Source organism: Mesorhizobium sp. B1-1-5, from assembly GCF_006443065.1.
Classification (GTDB): domain Bacteria; phylum Pseudomonadota; class Alphaproteobacteria; order Rhizobiales; family Rhizobiaceae; genus Mesorhizobium.
In genome coordinates, this window is record NZ_VFWS01000018.1 from 1 (window position 1) to 17,608 (window position 17,608).

The following is a 17,608-nucleotide window of genomic DNA, read 5'->3' on the forward strand; positions in this document are numbered from 1 at the left end:
CGGGCGACCGCTCCGGCCGGCGGGGCTACACCGTCGCCCGGCCGGCTGCAATCCTCAGGCGAAGTACCGCCTAATCCTGGCAGTGCCGCGGAATGTGCACGCGCCGCCAACTGGTCGAACCTTCCCGCACCGCCACTCTACGCGCTACCGTCCCGTAAGACGGCGGGATTTCCCGGATGCGGACCTGTTGCGGCCGCACCAGCACTTCATGGGCAACCGCTTCAAATTCCGCCGGCTGAACCACGCGCCGGACGCGCTCCGGCTGGATCACGACCGTTTCGGCGACGCGCGCATAGCGGGCCTTGCGCCATACCTTGCACAGCACCTTGCGGCCATGGATGACGCGCCATTCCCAGGCATAGCCGGCATCGTCGACCTTGACCGTGTGGTAGATCGTGCGCGTCACCGCAGGCACCCTCTCATAAGTGACGCGCGCCGGCGCGATCTGCTCCACGCCCTGGTAGGTGCCGTAAATCGGCGCGTCGTAGTCGACCACCTGTCCGCCGGGGTTCAGCATCACGTCCTCGTAGACGGTATCGTAAAGTGCCGGCCTGTGGGTCGGCTCGTAGCATTCGAGCGCGCGGCTGCCTGCGGCGGTTTCACAGACGCTGGCAAGCATCGCGACTGCCGCCAGCGATGCGGAGCTTTTGCGGATCATGACATTCCCCCGTTGAAAAGGACGTCTTCACAACGCAGGACTGTAACGGAAGCTCCGGGGGCGGACAGCGATTTCAAGGCTTTTCGTTAAGCATTGCGGTTAAGGAATTGCTACCTTGCGAGCGGCTTTCGGGGGCCAGCCGAGACCGGGCCGTCCCATTAGGCCAGGGCGCCCGTGCTCCGCGGGCTTGCCGCGCTTGATTCGAGTTAACCAGATGGCTAGGAGAGGCGGCCTTGCGCTAGGGTGAGCCGGCATCCTATTTAGGTCGTAACCAATCCAGAACGATTCCGCGCGATTGCTGATATACCAAGGTGCCGGAATCCATCTCCAACAAGGGTAGTCCATGAAGAACCCCGTTGAAACCTACATGAACCTCGTTCCGATGGTGGTCGAGCAGACCAACCGCGGCGAGCGTGCCTATGACATTTTCTCGCGCCTCTTGAAGGAACGCATCATCTTCATCACCGGTCCGGTCGAGGACGGGATGGCGACGCTGGTTTGTGCACAGCTTTTGTTCCTCGAGGCAGAGAACCCCAAGAAGGAAATCAACCTCTATATCAATTCGCCGGGCGGCGTCGTCACCTCGGGCATGGCGATCTACGACACGATGCAGTTCATCAAGCCGGCGGTGTCGACGCTCTGCATCGGCCAGGCTGCCTCGATGGGTTCGCTGCTTCTGACCGCCGGCCACAAGGATATGCGCTTTGCCACGCCGAACGCCCGGATCATGGTCCATCAGCCGTCAGGCGGCTTCCAGGGCCAGGCCTCGGACATCGAACGTCATGCGCAAGACATCATCAAGCTGAAGCGCCGCTTGAACGAGGTCTATGTCAAGCACACCGGCAAGAGCTATGACGAGATCGAGAAGACGCTCGACCGCGACCATTTCATGACCGCGGACGAGGCCAGGGACTTCGGACTGATCGACAAGGTCATTTCCAGCCGCGAGGCGGTCGAGACAGCCACCGCTTCAGCCTGACCTCGACGGCAAATGGCAGCATAACGCGGTTTTGGCGCGTCTTGCGGCATTTCGGCCACATTTGGCTGTTCCCTCAGGCGTTGGGATTGCCTACGTTAAGGCTATGTTGATTTTCGACGGCTTAGCTTTGCGTGGGGTTGCTGCGAATCATTGCCGCGTTTTCTGATTTGTGTTTCGTACGGAATGCGCTGTGTGAGCCGGGACACTGGCGGCGGCGGATTCCCGCGATAGATTGGTGAAGACGTCACTCAAAGCCAGACGGTCGGCGGGCGTCGGTGAAAGGACAGAAAAATGAGCAAGGTCAGCAACGGCGGCGGTGATTCAAAGAACACCCTCTACTGCTCGTTTTGCGGCAAGAGCCAGCACGAGGTCCGCAAGCTGATCGCCGGGCCGACGGTCTTTATCTGCGACGAATGCGTCGAGCTATGCATGGACATCATCCGCGAGGAGAACAAGACCTCGATGGTGAAGTCGCGCGAAGGCGTGCCGACACCGCAGGAAATCCTCAAGGTCCTCGACGATTACGTCATCGGCCAGCCCTATGCCAAGCGCGTGCTGTCGGTGGCGGTTCACAACCACTACAAGCGCCTGGCGCATGCCGGCAAGAACAACGACGTCGAGCTGGCCAAGTCCAACATCCTTCTGATCGGCCCGACCGGCTGCGGCAAGACGCTTCTTGCGCAGACGCTCGCCCGCATCATCGACGTGCCGTTCACCATGGCCGACGCCACGACGCTGACCGAGGCCGGCTACGTCGGCGAGGATGTCGAGAACATCATCCTGAAGCTGTTGCAGTCGGCCGACTACAATGTCGAGCGGGCGCAGCGCGGCATCGTTTATATCGACGAAATCGACAAGATCTCGCGCAAGTCGGACAATCCCTCGATCACCCGCGACGTGTCGGGCGAGGGCGTGCAGCAGGCGCTCCTGAAGATCATGGAAGGCACGGTCGCCTCCGTGCCGCCGCAGGGCGGCCGCAAGCATCCGCAGCAGGAATTCCTCCAGGTCGACACCGCCAACATCCTGTTCATCTGCGGCGGCGCCTTCGCGGGGTTGGACAAGATCATCTCGGATCGCGGCCGCAAGACCTCGATCGGCTTCGGCGCCACCGTGGCTTCGCCCGAGGATCGGCGTACCGGCGACCTGTTCCGCCAGGTCGAGCCGGAGGATCTCCTGAAATTCGGCCTGATCCCGGAATTCGTCGGTCGTCTGCCGGTCCTGGCGACGCTGGAAGACCTCGACGAGCCGGCGCTGATCCAGATCCTGACCGAACCGAAGAACGCGCTGGTCAAGCAGTATCAGCGGCTGTTCGAGATGGAGAATGTCGACCTGACGTTCCACGAGAACGCGCTGTCGGCGATCGCCAAGCGCGCCATCGAGCGCAAGACCGGCGCGCGCGGCCTGCGCTCCATCATGGAAGCTATCCTGCTCGACACCATGTTCGAGCTGCCGGCGCTGGAAGGCGTGCGCGAGGTGGTGATTTCGGAAGAGGTGGTGTCCGGCAACGCCCGGCCGCTCTACATCTATTCCGAACAGAAGGAAAAGAAGGGCAATGTCAGCGCCTGAAATGGCACTGTGCCCGACAATTTTCATGGAACGGCGCCCGCGTGGCGCCGTTTTGCTGTCAAGGGCGGGGAGGCGAGCAGTGGAAGGGCTCGAAGGACCGTGTTAACCCTTGATCTTTGCCTCGGCTACATCCACCTAACAACAGAAGGCCGAGGCGCCGAATTCTGTGCTGTAAAATTCCCGTCACAAACGGTGGTAGGCGGAACGACGCTCGGTCGTTAATATGAGATTCGCGGTTGGCTAAATAAGCGGCCGCGACATGAAAGGTTGGACAATGGCCAAGATATCCAAGGCTTCCGGCGACGGCGTTTTCGCAGTCCTCCCACTGCGCGATATCGTCGTGTTCCCGCATATGATCGTTCCGCTCTTCGTGGGCCGTGAAAAGTCGATCAAGGCGCTGGAAGAGGTGATGGGTCAGGAAAAACAGATCCTGCTTGCCACCCAGATGAATGCAGCCGACGACGATCCTGAGCCCGGTGCGATTTTCGACATCGGCACGCTCGCCAATGTGCTGCAGCTTTTGAAGCTTCCCGACGGCACGGTGAAGGTGCTGGTCGAGGGCGCCTCGCGCGCCAAAATCGTCTCGTTCACCGACCGTGCCGATTTCCATGAGGCCCGCGCCACGGCGCTCGCCGAGCCGGAAGAGGAAGAGGTCGAAATCGAGGCGCTTGCCCGCTCGGTCGTCACCGACTTCGAGAATTACGTCAAGCTGAACAAGAAGATCTCGCCCGAAGTGGTGGGTGCCGCCAGCCAGATCGACGATTATTCCAAGCTCGCCGATACGGTTGCATCGCATCTCGCCATCAAGATCCCCGAGAAGCAGGAGATGCTTGCAACGCTTTCCGTCAAGGAGCGTCTGGAGAAGGCGATGGGCTTCATGGAAGCCGAAATCTCCGTGCTCCAGGTGGAAAAGCGCATCCGTTCGCGCGTCAAGCGCCAGATGGAGAAGACGCAGCGCGAGTACTACCTCAACGAGCAGATGAAGGCGATCCAGAAGGAGCTCGGCGAGGGCGAGGACGGCCGCGACGAGGCCGCCGAGATCGAGGCGCGCATCAAGAAGACCAAGCTTTCCAAGGAGGCCCGCGAAAAGGCGGAGGCCGAGTTGAAGAAGCTGCGCTCGATGTCGCCGATGTCGGCTGAATCGACGGTCGTGCGCAACTATCTCGATTGGCTCTTGTCGATCCCGTGGGGCAAGAACTCCAAGGTCAAGCAGGACCTCGCCTTTGCGCAGGACGTGCTCGATGCCGATCACTTCGGCCTCGACAAGGTCAAGGAACGCATCGTCGAGTATCTCGCCGTGCAGAGCCGCCAGAAGAAGCTGAAGGGGCCGATCCTGTGCCTCGTCGGCCCGCCCGGCGTCGGCAAGACCTCGCTCGGCAAGTCGATCGCCAAGGCCACCGGCCGCGAGTTCATCCGCATGGCGCTCGGCGGCGTGCGCGACGAGGCCGAGATCCGTGGCCACAGGCGGACCTATATCGGCTCGATGCCCGGCAAGGTCATCCAGTCGATGAAGAAGGCCAAGAAGTCCAACCCGCTCTTCCTGCTCGATGAGATCGACAAGATGGGCCAGGACTTCCGCGGCGATCCGTCGTCGGCTCTGCTGGAAGTGCTCGATCCGGAACAGAACTCGACGTTCATGGATCATTACCTCGAGGTCGAATACGACCTGTCGAGCGTGATGTTCGTGACGACGGCGAACACGCTGAACATCCCTGCGCCCTTGATGGACCGCATGGAAATCATCCGTATCGCCGGCTACACCGAGGACGAGAAGATCGAGATCGCCAAGCGTCACCTGATGCCCAAGGTGATCCGCGACCATGCCCTGCAGCCGAACGAATTCTCGGTCGGCGAGGACGCGATCCGCGGCATCATCCAGACCTACACGCGGGAAGCCGGCGTGCGCAGCCTGGAACGCGAGCTGATGAAGCTCGGCCGCAAGGCGGTGACCGAGATCCTGCGGACGAAGAAGAAGACGGTGAAGATCACGGCGGACAACCTCGCCGATTATCTCGGCGTGCCGCGCTTCCGCTTCGGCCAGATCGAGGCCGACGATCAGGTCGGCGTGGTCACGGGTCTTGCCTGGACGGAAGTCGGCGGCGAGCTGCTGACGGTCGAAGGCGTCATGATGCCCGGCAAGGGTCGCATGACGGTGACCGGCAATTTGCGCGACGTGATGAAGGAATCGATCTCGGCGGCGGCGTCCTACGTCCGCTCGCGCGCCATCGATTTCGGCATCGAGCCGCCGCTGTTCGACAAGCGCGACATCCACGTGCATTTGCCGGAGGGTGCCACGCCGAAGGACGGCCCGTCCGCCGGTGCGGCCATGGCCACGGCCATCGTGTCGGTGCTGACGGGTATTCCGGTCCGCGCCGATGTGGCGATGACCGGCGAGATCACGCTGCGCGGCCGTATTCTGCCGATTGGCGGCCTGAAGGAGAAGCTGCTCGCGGCGTTGCGCGGCGGCATCAAGAAGGTCCTGATCCCGGAAGAAAACGTCAAGGATCTGGCGGAGATTCCGGACAACGTGAAGAACGGCATGGAGATCGTCCCGGTCTCGCGGGTCGGCGAGGTGCTCGCTCACGCGCTGACCAGGATGCCGGAGCCGATCGAGTGGGTCGAGCCGGTCAATGCGCCGGCTCCGGTCGACAGCGGCGACGAAGCCGGAAAGTCGCTTGCTCATTAGTTCTTTCTAATATTGCAGCGCACAAAGAGAGAGCCGGGCTTCAAGCCCGGCTTTTTCATGTGAAAAGCCACGAAAAAGTGGAAAAAAGCCCGGAATTCCGCGGTTTTCGGGCTTGGGTTCCGGAGCGCTTCTTTCTAAAGTCCGTTTCCTGCCGGATGAGTCGTGGTTCCGGTTTTCTCATGGAAGGGAATTTTTATGAACAAGAACGAACTGGTGTCCGCCGTCGCCGACTCCGCAAGCATTTCGAAGGCTGATGCGCAGTCCGCCGTCGATGCGGTGTTCTCCGTGATCACTGGCGAACTGAAGAAGGGCGGCGATGTCCGGCTTGTCGGCTTCGGAAATTTCACCGTGTCAAAACGCGCTGCTTCGACCGGCCGCAACCCGCAGACCGGCGCGGAAGTGCAGATTCCGGCGCGCACCGTGCCGAAGTTCTCGGCCGGCAAGGGCCTCAAGGACGCGGTCAACTAAGACCTTTTCTTTTAAGACCAGAAAAGCCGGGCAAGCCCGGCTTTTCTTTTTTGCGGCTGTTCGCGGCCGCTCAGGCCGTCGGCGCGTCGGCGCGCATCAGGCCTTCCTGTTTCAAATCCGCCCACAGCGCCGCAGGTATCTTGGTGTCGAGCAGGGCGCGGTTGCTTTCGACTTCGGCCCGCCGCTGGCCGCCAGGGATCACCGACACCACCGAAGGATGCTGCAGCGGGAATTGGAGCGCCGCCTCGATCAGGCGCACATTGTGGCGCTTGCAGACGGCTTCGATACGCGCAACGCGATCCAGGATCTCCTTCGGCGCCTCGCTGTAATTGTAGAAGGCTCCGGGCTTCGGGCCGGTCGCCAGCACGCCCGAATTGTAGGGGCCGCCCAGCACGATGCCGATGCCGCGCTTCTGGCAAAGCGGCAGGAACGATTCCAGCGCCTCCTGCTCGAGCAGCGTGTAGCGGCCGGCGAGCAGGAACAGGTCGAAATCGCCGCGTTCGGCGAGTGTCTGTGCCACCTGCCACTCGTTGATGCCGCCGCCAAAGGCCTTGATGACGCCCTGGTCGCGCAGCGAAAGCAACCCGTAATAGCCGGACGACATGAACTCCTCTATCCGGGCGTCGGAGGCTTCCTTGCTGCCATGGGTAAAGATGTCGACGTCGTGGACGAAGAGGATGTCGATGCGGTCGACACCTAGACGTTCAAGCGAGGCCTCGAAGGAGCGCATGACGCCGTCATAGGAGTAGTCGTAGACCTCCCGGCGCGACGGCGTCTCGAAGAACTTGCCGATGCCGGTGCGCTGGTCCGGCGGGGCGACGCGCATGATGCGCCCGACCTTGCTCGACAGCACATAGTCGTCGCGCTTCCTGCCGCGCAGGAACGGGTTGAGGCGGGTTTCCGACAGGCCGAGGCCATAGAGCGGCGCCGTATCATAGTAGCGGCAGCCGGTCGCCCATGCCGCTTCCAAGGTGGCGTTGGCGTCCTCGTCGGAGATGGCGCGATAGAGATTGCCGAGCGGCGCGGTGCCGAAGCCGAGCTCGGTGAAGGTGATGCCGCCATTGCCGATGCGGTCGAAGTGCCGTGTCTTCATGTCTGACGATGTCCCGGAGTGATTTGTCTAACATGACACTATCACGCTCGTGGCCCAGCAAAAGTGCCGAGGCTCGTTGGACAGCGATTTTCGCGGTGGTAGCATGAACAAAAACAAGCCTTTCGTGGTCGCGAGCCGCAATTCCATAGAGGCAAGCGGCACCCCGGCAGGCAAGGTGAGCCGTCATGACCAAAGCCGCATCAGGCATGTTCGCGACTGCGCTGGACGAGCTTGGCGCGGTGCTGGCGCGCACGGATGAAGCTCGCATCGACGCCGCCTGCGAAATGCTTGCCGGCGCCGGCAGGATCGCCGTCTATGGCTGCGGCCGCGAGGCGCTGCAGGTCAAGGGCTTCGCCATGCGGCTCTACCATCTCGGCCTGCCGGTCTCGGTCGTCGGCGACATGACCACGCCGCCGCTGGGGCGAGGGGATGTGTTCCTGGCGAGCTCAGGTCCCGGCGAGACCACCACGGTGTTGACCTTGATGCGGGTTGCCCGCGATGCCGGCGCGACGGTGCTGCTCTTGACGGCAGAACCGGAAAGCAGCGCCGCCAAGCTCGCCGACTTCGCCCTCGTCATCCCGGCGCAGACGATGGCCAGCGACCAGGGCGAGGCAAGAAGCTCGGTGCTGCCGATGGGCTCGCTGTTCGAAGGCGCGCTGTTTCTTCTGTTCGAGATCATGGTGCTGAAGCTCCAGGCGCTGACCAATGCGACGCCGGAAGCGATGCGCGCCAGGCATACCAATATGGAGTAGAGGATGCGCTACGAGCTGATGCTGCCGCACCAGATCCGCAAGGCGATCGAGGAGAACTGGCCGGTGGTGCTGCCGCTCGGTGTGCTCGAATATCACGGCGAGCACATGGCGGTCGGCATGGACACGCTGGCGGTAATCAAGACGGTCGAACTGATCGAGAAGGAAAGGGAAATCGTTATCCTGCCGCCCTTCTATTATGGCGCGGCAAGCTATGCCGTCGCTGCGCCGGAAGGCAGCGGCTCGGTGCAGGTCGGCGGCCCGGCGCTTTCGCCTTTCGCGGAGGAATTGTTCTACGGGCTGCTGCGCATCGGCTTCCGCAACATCCACGCCATCATCCATCATCAGACCGAGAATTTCGCGGCCGGCATGCCGACCGATCTGGCCTTCAAGACCGCCGGCCGGCAAGCAATCTTCCGCTTCCTCGAAAAGGAGCGCGGCGAAGGCTGGTGGGGCTCGAACGCGATGGCCGATTACTATGCCGGCCATGCGCAGGGTGAGAATGTCTTCAACTGGGTGCAGGTGCACCCGCTGATGCCGGCCGCGATGAACGGCAAATATCCGTTCGACCATGCCGGCATCGGCGAAACCTCGCTGATGCTGGCGCTATGCCCGGAGGCGGTGGACGAGAAGCATTTCGCCGACAACACCGGCTGGTACACGAAAAGCGCCGCGGAAGCCTCGGAGGGTCTCGGCAAGATCGGGGTCGCGATGATCCTTGACCATTTGCGGTCGATCCTGGTGCAATAGGCGCGGTTCTTCCTTCTCTCCTTGTGGGAGAAGGTGGATCGGCGCGCAGCGCCGAGACGGATGAGATGAGGGGTGTTCCAGCGGAGTGAGACGTCGGCTTTCCCTGGAACACCCCTCATCCGGCCGCTTCGCGGCCACCTTCCCCCACAAGGGGGGAGGGGAAGTCATCCTACTTCACCGAGCCGGCCGTCATGCCCATGATCAGATAGCGCTCGAGCGCGATGCCGATGATCGCCAGCGGCGCGATCGCGGCGGTGGCCAAGGCCGCCATCGACCACCAGTTGATGCCTTGCGAGCCGGTCTGGCTCGCCACCATGACGGGGATGGTCTTGGCATCTGTCGACGTCAGCAGGGCGGCGAAGAAATACTCGTTCCAGCACAGCACCATCGCCAGGATGAAGGCGGCGACCATGCCGGGCAGCGCGATCGGCATGACGATGCGGAAAAAGGCGCCCCAGATCGACAGCCCGTCGACAAGGGCTGCTTCCTCCAATTCAACGGGTATCGAATTGAACTGATCGCGCATGATCCAGATGACGATCGGCAGCACCATCAACGTATAGAGGAGCACGAGCCCGATGCGCGTATCGAGGAGGGCCACTTCGCGGTAGAGCACCAGGAAAGGCAGCGCCAGCACGACCGGCGGCAGGATGAGCTGCGACAGGAAGAAGAAGGAGATGTCCTCGTTCTTGAACCAGGCGAATTTGTAGCGGTAGCGGACAAGGCCATAGGCGGCGAGGCTGCCGATGATGATGGCGAGGCTCGATGCGCCGACCGAGGTGATGACCGAATTCATGAAGCGTTTGAGGAATTCGTCGCGCACGGTCGAGGTCTGGGAGATCGAATCCGGCGACAGGCCGAGCGAGCGCCAGCCCTTCCAGTCAGGCGTGAAGTCGACGAAGGGAATGAGATGACCTTGGGTGACGTCGACCGCCGATTTGAACGAGGTGGTGATCGTCCAGTAGATCGGGAACAGGCAGACGAAAGCCCAGAAGATAAGCGCGCCATAGATGAAGACGCGGCTGGCGATGAAGGCCGCCGGCGAGCGGATTTCGGAAACGGTGTAGTCGGTGGTCTGGACGCTCATGATGCCGCTCAGTTGACGTTGCGCACGAAGCGACTGGCGAATTTCAGCAGCCAGGTCACGAACACGACGATGATGACCAGATAGGCCATGGCCAGCATGGTGCCGTAGCCGACATTCGAGCGGTCGCGATATTCGCGGTAGATGAAGCTCGAAACGGAATCGGTGGCGCCGCCGGGGCCGCCGGAGGTCACCGTGATAATGATGTCGGCGAGCTTCAGCTTGAAGATAACGCGCAGGATCAACGCGGTCACCGACACCGGCAGCATCAGCGGAAAGGTAACCTGCCAGAAACTCTGCCACGCATTCGCGCCATCGACGCGCGCCGCCTCGATCACCTCCCGCGACATCGCCTGCAGGCCGGCGAGCAGCATGATCATCATGAACGGAATGAAGGTCCATGCGTCAAGCACCATGATCGAGATGCGGGCGGTGATCGGATCGGAGAAGAAGGCGGGATTGTTCCAGCCGAGATGACGCGCCAGCGTCGCCGCCGGTCCGAACCGGTACTCCATCAGCGATTTGCCGATCATCCAGGAGACTGCGACCGGCGACAGCATCAGCGGCAGCAGGAAAACGACGCGGAAGAATTTGCGGGCGCGGATCTGCGCATTGAGCAGCAGCGCCAGGCCGAAGGCGATGACATATTCGACCAGCACCGCAAGCACATAGAGCACCATGTTGAACAGAGCGTTGCGGTAGTAAGGGTCGGCCAGCATCTGCCAGAAATTGTCGAGGCCGTTGAACCTGCGCCCGCTAAAGGAACTGAGGTTCCAGTCGGTGAGCGCGATGTAGAAGCCGAACAGCGTCGGGAAAATCACCATGGCGATGGTGAACAGCAGGGCCGGCAACAGGAACAGCGCGCGCTGGCCGTCCTCGCCGCGCGTCAGCACCTGCCAAGCGCCGAGCGCTGCGCCCCACAGCACATAGGCGTAGATCACCGGGCGCCAGGTGTCGAAGCCGACCGTGGACATCTCGGTCTTGTAGAGGATCTGCACGACGATGATCGCCAGCAGGCCAAGGGTTGCAATGGCCAGCAGGCCCCAGCCGAGGCGCTTGCGGCCTGCCGGGATCAGGTCGGCCGGATGTGCCGCCCACGCATTCACGGTCGAAGTCTGCTCAGCCACGCCTCTCGCCTTCTGGAGCGCTTCACCGTTTCACGGAAACGGCGAAACGCTCTATCTCTTTGTTTTTACGCAATTCCGGACGGAAAACCGCTCACACTTTTCCTGGAATTGCTCTAACGCATCAAACCGGCCGAGCCGGTAAAAATGCGGCCCGGTGACGATGTGCCACCGGGCCGCGACGTCTCATAGGCCAGCCTACATGCCGAGCGAGGCTTTGTAGAGCTTGATCTGGTTTTCGCGGCCGATCTGGTCGGTCAGCTTTTCCCAGGCGGCGGCGATGGCGTCGGCGCCTTCCTGCGCCTTCATCTTGCCGGCAAAGGTGTTGGCCAGGATGTCCTCGGCGGCAGAATAGTACTGGAAGATGCCGGGGATGCGCGGCTCGATCGCCGCGTTTGGATGGTTGTAGCTGTCGGCTTCAGACTTCAGATACGAACTGATGAAAGCCTCGTCATAGCCGGCTGCCACCCATTCCGGGATATTGAAATGGGAGTTGCGGTAGGGCTGGAAGCCCGACGGGTAGGCCGCGCACCACAGCGACAGGTCCTTGCCGCCGAGATGAGCCGCCGCCGACCATGCGGCCTTCTTCTTCTTTTCGTCGGAATCGACGCGGGCCATGACATAGACGCCCCAGCCGAGATAGGCGCAGTTCGGCGCGTAGTTCGGACCGCTGGCGAGCTTTTCCCACTTGCCGGTCTTGGAATTGTAGACGTCGTCAGAGCCCGGCAGGATCGAGAAGCCGGTGACGTCGCCGACGACCGAGGAGTCGTTGGTCTTCGCATTCGACCCAGCATCTCCCCACCAAGCCAGCATCGAACCAGTGCCGCCCAGGAATTGGGAGAAGCAGGTCTGGTTAGGGTCGGCGTTAATTTGATCTTGGGGTTCGAAAGGCAGCGCATCGATGACGTCCTGAATCGCCCGCACCCAAGCCGGGTTGTTGACGCGCGGTTTCATAGTATCCGGATCGAACAGCCATGCCTTGTCATCGGGGTGCTTGGCATAGGCGCTGGCACGGCTGCCAAGGAAGTAGAAGCCGAAACCGCCCCAGGGCTTGGGCGCATCGAGATAGCCATAGACGTCTTGGCCCTTCATCTGCTTACCCTTGAGGAATTTGGTCACAGCCTGCACCTGCTGCCAGGTCTTCGGCACGCCCCATTCCGTAAGGCCTGCCTTGTCGCCGCTGTCAGCTTTCCAAGCCGCCGCCAGGTCGGAGTCGGAGAACACGTCGGTGCGGTAATTGAAGTTGTGCGTGTCGCCATCGACGGTCACCCGATACTGCTTCCCATTCCAGGTGCCGACCGGCGGCTTCAGATAAGCCACCAGATCGTCCATATCGATCTGCTTCTTCACCCAGTCAGGCATTTCGGAGGTAAGGCCCTTGCCGCAGACATCGCCTTCGAAAGGCGCGCCCATCTCGACGATGTCAAAATCGACTGTGTTGGTGGCGATGGCCTGCTGCAGACGCGGGTTGTAGTCAGCCTGCGCCAGGTCGATCCAATTGATCTTGGCACCGGTATAAGTTTCCCATGGCTTCAGGAAGCCGCGGAACAGCACGTTGTGCAGGTTCTGGTTGTTGAGGCCCATGAAGGTGAGCTCGACACCGGCAAACTCGCCTTCCTTGACATTGGCCTTGGTCGCCTCGAGGCAGAGCTCGCCGACCTTCTGGAAGTCGGCATCCGTCGGCTGGCCCTTGCCGACGCCCGGTATCTGCAGGATCTTGGCGCGCAGATCGTCGGCGGCCGCAGCCGGCCTGGTCAGCGCACCGAGCCCGGTGCCGGACGCCGCAGCAAGTGCCGCCATGCTGGCGGCGCCCTTCAGCAAATCGCGGCGCGTCGCCCCGGCTCGCACCAGTTTTTCGTAAAGATCGACTCTCATCTCAATGTTCCTCCCAGAACTTCAGTCGTGAATTGACTTGCCAATCTGTCGGACGCCGAAGCGTCTGTGGTTCTCCTATACCATAGGAGGACGGGGGGCCCATCCTGCGTCGCCTGGAGCTCCGATTTTCCGGGACAAGAACCGGCTGTCGGATTGGCACTCGCAACTATTCGCGTAATCGATTACCTTGTCAACAAGATTGGCTTTTTATCCATAAGATACCGACTTGCCGTTGCCGTTCGCAATGGCTAGCTTCACCGCAAACGATAAAGGGGAGACGATGGCTCAAGTCGCGATCAGCAGTGTGGCCAAGGCGTTCGGAACCGTCAAGGTCCTGCATGAGGTCAGCGTCGATATTGCCGACGGACAGTTCGTCGTGCTGGTCGGTCCGTCGGGGTGCGGCAAGTCCACGCTCTTGAGGATGGTGGCCGGTCTGGAGACCGTTTCCGGCGGCACCATCTCGATCGGCGACCGCGTCGTCAACAACCTGCCGCCGGCGAAGCGCGACATCGCCATGGTGTTCCAGAACTATGCGCTCTATCCGCACAAGACGGTGGAGCAGAACATGGCTTTCGCGCTGAAGCTGCGCGGCACCGATCCGGCCGTCGTCGCCGAACGGGTCAAGCGCGCCGCCGATATTCTCGACCTTGCGCCTTATCTCAAGCGCTATCCGCGCCAGCTTTCGGGCGGCCAGCGCCAGCGCGTCGCCATGGGCCGCGCCATCGTGCGCAATCCGCAAGTGTTCCTGTTCGACGAGCCGCTTTCCAACCTCGACGCCAAGCTGCGCGTGCAGATGCGCACCGAAATCAAGGAGCTGCACCAGCGGCTGAAGACGACCACCATCTACGTCACCCACGACCAGATCGAGGCCATGACCATGGCCGACAAGATCGTCGTGATGCGCGACGGCCGCATCGAGCAGGTCGGCGCGCCGCTGGAGCTGTTCGACCGGCCGGCCAATCTGTTCGTCGCCGGCTTCATCGGCTCGCCGGCGATGAATCTGCTCAAGGGCACCGTGAAAAAGGGCGAGAAGCCCGTGGTCGACATTGCAAGCTCGGCGTTTCCAATGCCGACCAGTATCGCCGCGGCGGACGGCCAGGCCGTCGTCTATGGAGTGCGCCCCGAGCACCTGGAAATCCATCCCGACGGCGTCGCATCGACGATTTCGGTGGTCGAGCCGACTGGCTCGGAGACGTTGGTGTTCCTACGGTTCGGCGAGGGCGAGATGGTGGCGCTATTCCGGGAGCGTCACGACTTCAAGCCGGGCGACACGCTCAAGCTCAAGCCGCGTCTCGACCAGGTCCACCTCTTCGACGCCGCAACCGGCAAGCGTCTCTAACCGCACACAACCCTTCAAGAGGAAACCATGCTCAAAGGGATCAACCCGCTGCTCAATGCCGATGTGCTCCAGGCGCTGCGGGCGATGGGCCATGGCGACGACCTGATAATCGCCGACACCAATTTCCCGTCCGATTCCGTGGCCAGGCAGACGGTGCTCGGTAAGCTGTTGCGCGTTGATGCGACGGCGGCGGAGGTGGTGAAGGCGGTGCTGTCGCTCTATCCGCTGGATACCTTCGTCGACGATGCGGCAGCGCGCATGGAGATCGTCGGCAAGCCGAACGAAATCCCGCCGGTGCAGAGGGAGGTTCAGAAGGAGATCGACGCGGCCGAGGGCAAGCCCTGGCCGATGATCTCTATCGAGCGCTACGCCTTCTACGATCGCTCCAAGAAAGCCTATTGCGTGATCCAGACCGGCGAGCGCCGCTTCTATGGCTGCTTTGCCTTCCGCAAGGGCGTCGTGCCGCCGGATGCCGAATAAGGACATGGCTACCGGCAAATCCATCATCATCCTAGGCGTGTTCGTTGCCGACACCGCCTATCGCGCCGACCGCCAGCCGCGCCTGGGCGAAACGATCCTCGGCAATTCCTTCAAGCTCGGCCCGGGCGGCAAGGGCTCGAACCAGGCCGTGGCGGCAGGCAAGCTCGGCGCCGACATCACCTTCCTGACCAGGCTCGGAGTCGATGCCTTCGCCGACATGGCGAAGCAGACCTGGAAGGACGCAGGCGTGAAAAGCGCCGTCATCGACACACCGGACAGCTATACGGGCGCGGCCTATATCTTCGTCGAGGAAGGCAGCGGCAACAACGCCATCATCGTCAGCCCGGGCGCGGCGATGCTGATCTCGCCTGCCGACATCGAAGCGCATGCCGGTCTGATCCGGTCCGCCGGTGTCTTCGTTACCCAGCTCGAACAGCCGATCGACGCAGCATTGAAGGCGCTCGAGGTCGCGCGCGGGGCAGGGGTGACGACCATCCTCAATCCCGCCCCGGCCGCCAGCCTGCCCGACCGCATCTACACACTCTGCGACTATGTCACGCCCAACGAGACAGAGGCCGAAGGGCTGACCGGCATCAAGGTTTCGTCGATCGACGACGCCCGTCGCGCCGCCGACGCGCTGCTGGCCAAGGGTGTCGGCGCAGTCATCGTGACGTTGGGAGAAAAGGGCGCGCTGCTGCACACCAAGGCCCGCTCCGAACATGTCGGCGCGGTCAATGCCGGCCCCGTGATCGAGACGACGGGGGCAGGTGACGCATTCAACGGCGGTCTCGCAGCCGCCCTGGCAAAAGGCGTCGAGCCGCTGGAGGCCGTACGCTTTGCCTGCGCGGTCGCCGGCATCTCGGTGACCCGCCCCGGCACCGCGCCGTCGATGCCGACATCGCAGGAGGTCGAGGCGCTGCTCGCCGGGGCCTGAGACCTCCGCCTTCCATTTTTGCGGCTTTTTAGCGGCCCCTTATCGCGGAACGCAACTGACGCGAGCGCGTTCATCGTCCTGTCTGCGCGCCGATTTGGAACGGGTAGGATGAAAAAGCCTTACGAAAAGCCCACGCTGGTAAAGCGCCAGAAGCTCACCGAACGGACGGCCCAGATTGTCGCTTCCGGGGTTGTGCTGGGCGAATGATTCGAGGGGGCAGCGCTAAAGAATCCTGCTGGTCAGCTCCAGCATCGTCGTTGCGCCTTGCTCGCTGCCGGGCATATGCACGACACGGAGCACACGAAGGTCCCTGCTCGACCCTTCGACCGGCATCGACACGCTTTCGCCGACCCGCGGCAATTCCTGGAAGGCGAGCTCGTCGACATCCCTCTCATCGTCGATGGAAATCCGACATCTCACAGCCATCTTATCTCTCCCGTCTTTTCGCCCGTTGGCTGAACGGGACAAGATTGGAATGGTTCCGGGATCAAGGCCGAGAGCCGGATGATTTCAGGTCGAGTCGACCTGAAATCTGAATCCGGCTCTAAATCAAAGAGATAGAGCAGGATGTCGTCCGAAAACCGCTCCACACTTCTCGACATCATGCTCTGGAGCGCACTTACGGTCTACTTGGCGCGGTACGAGCTGCCGACGCCTACGGCGCAAAGGCCGCAATTGCTCGGCCAAGGACGCAAAGTTGAAACTTTTTTGGAGGGAAAGGACCTAAGCCCTTGAAAAGATGGCGCGAGTGACGGGGCTCGAACCCGCGACCTCCGGCGTGACAGGCCGGCACTCTAACCGACTGAGCTACACCCGCGCACTTGACGAGCACGTGTCAGGCGTGTTCGTCGTTGGGCGGTGGATAAGGGGTTCGCCTGCGGGTGTCAAGCGCGGCATTCAAGCATTACAGCAATCAGGAGAAGGTTTTTTGACAGCGGCGCCGAGGCTGGGGAAATCCGCGCCCCGACGGGTGCGCGGTCCGTTCATTTAGCCTTGCGAACGCGGCCCTAACTGCTTAAAGGTCCGCGCTCAAGCGGGCGATTAGCTCAGTTGGTAGAGCGCTTCGTTTACACCGAAGATGTCGGCGGTTCGAGCCCGTCATCGCCCACCAGCCTGCCGGACAAGCTGAAGCAGAATGCGGCGACGGCCCTCGCTGGGGCCGCCACCTTATTGCGCGCCGGCTTCAGGCGCGGCTACTGCCTGACATAGCAGCGCTTGTGAGCGCCAGGAGCGGGATCATCGCCGAAGGCGTCGTTGCCGCATCTGACACCGTTCCTGAAAACATCCTGCGTGTACTGGCCACGTGCGCCGTATCTGACCATCGCGCGGCCGCGGAAATCGCAGAACTCACCCTCCCTGGCGCAGGCGGCCCATCCGCCGCGGTCCGGGCGGGAACCGTAATCGTCGTCCCCGTAGTCGTTGTCGCCATAGTCGCCGCCACCGCGCGCCACGAAATAACAAGCCTTTTCGCGGCCGGGGGCGGGGTCGCCAAACAGGCGATTCGAGCAGGGCACAGCCTGACGGTCGAAAAACCGTGCGGTGGTTCGGCCCCGCGCGCCGTAGATCACTTGGGTGGGGTAGGGCAAGCGACATATGCCGCCCTCATTCGCGCATCGCCGCAGTTGCTGCGCCGAGGCGGTGGCGGGGAAAAGGGCGGACGCCACGGCGACCAGCCCGGCCAGACATATGAAGGCCAGCGTCGTTCGGATCGAGACGTGAAAAGTTTTTGACACGAATTGTCTCCCGGTTTGGTTGCACGCCGGCATCCTACTGCAGGCCGAATAAATGCGCGATGAACGCCTTGGTTGCCTCGGAGCCTGACA

At 62.1% G+C, this 17,608-nt stretch carries 17 protein-coding genes and 2 tRNA genes; 11 read left to right on the forward strand and 8 right to left on the reverse strand.

All coding sequences use genetic code 11. The features are described 5' to 3' along the window. Window positions 1-70: 70 nt before the first annotated feature. Entirely contained in the window at window positions 71-658 is a 588-nt protein-coding gene (locus tag FJ980_RS09245; RefSeq protein ID WP_140542608.1) for a hypothetical protein, read from the reverse strand. Window positions 659-1,001: 343 nt separating this feature from the next. Here FJ980_RS09245 and FJ980_RS09250 point away from each other — a divergent pair, with 343 nt between their 5' ends. The 4 genes from FJ980_RS09250 (at window position 1,002) to hupB (ending at window position 6,357) form a co-directional block, all read left to right on the forward strand. Then, window positions 1,002-1,637, forward strand: coding sequence for an ATP-dependent Clp protease proteolytic subunit (locus FJ980_RS09250; RefSeq protein ID WP_095765152.1), 636 nt, complete (start codon window positions 1,002-1,004; stop codon window positions 1,635-1,637). Between the two features lie 291 nt (window positions 1,638-1,928). Next, on the forward strand, window positions 1,929-3,203 hold the full coding sequence (clpX, locus tag FJ980_RS09255; RefSeq protein WP_040981372.1) for an ATP-dependent Clp protease ATP-binding subunit ClpX: 1,275 nt from the start codon (window positions 1,929-1,931) through the stop codon (window positions 3,201-3,203). Between the two features lie 274 nt (window positions 3,204-3,477). After that, window positions 3,478-5,889 carry an endopeptidase La gene (lon, locus tag FJ980_RS09260; RefSeq protein ID WP_140542609.1) on the forward strand — a complete coding sequence of 804 codons (2,412 nt, stop codon included), beginning with the start codon at window positions 3,478-3,480 and terminating at the stop codon, window positions 5,887-5,889. Between the two features lie 195 nt (window positions 5,890-6,084). Further along, complete coding sequence (hupB, locus tag FJ980_RS09265) at window positions 6,085-6,357, forward strand: DNA-binding protein HupB (RefSeq protein ID WP_140532907.1); 273 nt, start codon at window positions 6,085-6,087, stop codon at window positions 6,355-6,357. 70 nt (window positions 6,358-6,427) lie between these two features. On the opposite strand, the gene FJ980_RS09270 is transcribed toward hupB, so the two are convergent. Continuing rightward, window positions 6,428-7,450: an aldo/keto reductase gene (locus FJ980_RS09270; RefSeq protein ID WP_140542610.1), complete on the reverse strand. Its 1,023-nt coding sequence runs from the start codon at window positions 7,448-7,450 to the stop codon at window positions 6,428-6,430. A 185-nt stretch (window positions 7,451-7,635) separates the two neighbouring features. On the opposite strand from FJ980_RS09270, the gene hxlB reads away from it, so the two are divergent. Then, complete coding sequence (hxlB, locus tag FJ980_RS09275; protein WP_140542611.1) at window positions 7,636-8,202, forward strand: 6-phospho-3-hexuloisomerase; 567 nt, start codon at window positions 7,636-7,638, stop codon at window positions 8,200-8,202. Between the two features lie 3 nt (window positions 8,203-8,205). After that, window positions 8,206-8,949, forward strand: coding sequence for a creatininase family protein (locus tag FJ980_RS09280; RefSeq protein WP_140542612.1), 744 nt, complete (start codon window positions 8,206-8,208; stop codon window positions 8,947-8,949). 169 nt (window positions 8,950-9,118) lie between these two features. On the opposite strand, the gene FJ980_RS09285 is transcribed toward FJ980_RS09280, so the two are convergent. The 3 genes from FJ980_RS09285 to FJ980_RS09295 all read right to left on the reverse strand — a co-directional run bounded on the left by FJ980_RS09285 (window position 9,119) and on the right by FJ980_RS09295 (window position 13,032). Then, on the reverse strand, window positions 9,119-10,036 hold the full coding sequence (locus FJ980_RS09285; protein ID WP_140542613.1) for a carbohydrate ABC transporter permease: 918 nt from the start codon (window positions 10,034-10,036) through the stop codon (window positions 9,119-9,121). An 8-nt stretch (window positions 10,037-10,044) separates the two neighbouring features. After that, complete coding sequence (locus tag FJ980_RS09290; protein WP_140542614.1) at window positions 10,045-11,160, reverse strand: sugar ABC transporter permease; 1,116 nt, start codon at window positions 11,158-11,160, stop codon at window positions 10,045-10,047. 195 nt (window positions 11,161-11,355) lie between these two features. Continuing rightward, window positions 11,356-13,032: a sugar ABC transporter substrate-binding protein gene (locus FJ980_RS09295; RefSeq protein WP_140542615.1), complete on the reverse strand. Its 1,677-nt coding sequence runs from the start codon at window positions 13,030-13,032 to the stop codon at window positions 11,356-11,358. 280 nt (window positions 13,033-13,312) lie between these two features. On the opposite strand from FJ980_RS09295, the gene ugpC reads away from it, so the two are divergent. From ugpC to FJ980_RS35080, 4 genes are all read left to right on the forward strand, one after another. Next, window positions 13,313-14,371 (forward strand): sn-glycerol-3-phosphate ABC transporter ATP-binding protein UgpC, encoded by a 1,059-nt coding sequence (ugpC, locus tag FJ980_RS09300; protein ID WP_140542616.1) that lies wholly within the window; start codon window positions 13,313-13,315, stop codon window positions 14,369-14,371. A gap of 27 nt (window positions 14,372-14,398) precedes the next feature. Beyond that, window positions 14,399-14,851 (forward strand): RbsD/FucU family protein, encoded by a 453-nt coding sequence (locus FJ980_RS09305; protein ID WP_140542617.1) that lies wholly within the window; start codon window positions 14,399-14,401, stop codon window positions 14,849-14,851. Between the two features lie 4 nt (window positions 14,852-14,855). After that, window positions 14,856-15,785 (forward strand): ribokinase, encoded by a 930-nt coding sequence (gene rbsK / locus FJ980_RS09310; RefSeq protein WP_140542618.1) that lies wholly within the window; start codon window positions 14,856-14,858, stop codon window positions 15,783-15,785. A gap of 108 nt (window positions 15,786-15,893) precedes the next feature. Beyond that, window positions 15,894-15,992 carry a putative RiPP precursor gene (locus FJ980_RS35080; RefSeq protein WP_208648418.1) on the forward strand — a complete coding sequence of 33 codons (99 nt, stop codon included), beginning with the start codon at window positions 15,894-15,896 and terminating at the stop codon, window positions 15,990-15,992. A 15-nt stretch (window positions 15,993-16,007) separates the two neighbouring features. On the opposite strand, the gene FJ980_RS09315 is transcribed toward FJ980_RS35080, so the two are convergent. Further along, complete coding sequence (locus tag FJ980_RS09315) at window positions 16,008-16,211, reverse strand: hypothetical protein (RefSeq protein WP_140542619.1); 204 nt, start codon at window positions 16,209-16,211, stop codon at window positions 16,008-16,010. Window positions 16,212-16,525: 314 nt separating this feature from the next. Next, window positions 16,526-16,602 (reverse strand) — tRNA-Asp (locus tag FJ980_RS09320). A 218-nt stretch (window positions 16,603-16,820) separates the two neighbouring features. Here FJ980_RS09320 and FJ980_RS09325 point away from each other — a divergent pair. Beyond that, window positions 16,821-16,896: transfer RNA gene (locus FJ980_RS09325), tRNA-Val, on the forward strand. Window positions 16,897-16,978: 82 nt separating this feature from the next. Here FJ980_RS09325 and FJ980_RS09330 read toward each other — a convergent pair. Then, entirely contained in the window at window positions 16,979-17,518 is a 540-nt protein-coding gene (locus FJ980_RS09330) for a hypothetical protein (protein WP_246676368.1), read from the reverse strand. Window positions 17,519-17,608: the final 90 nt, after the last annotated feature.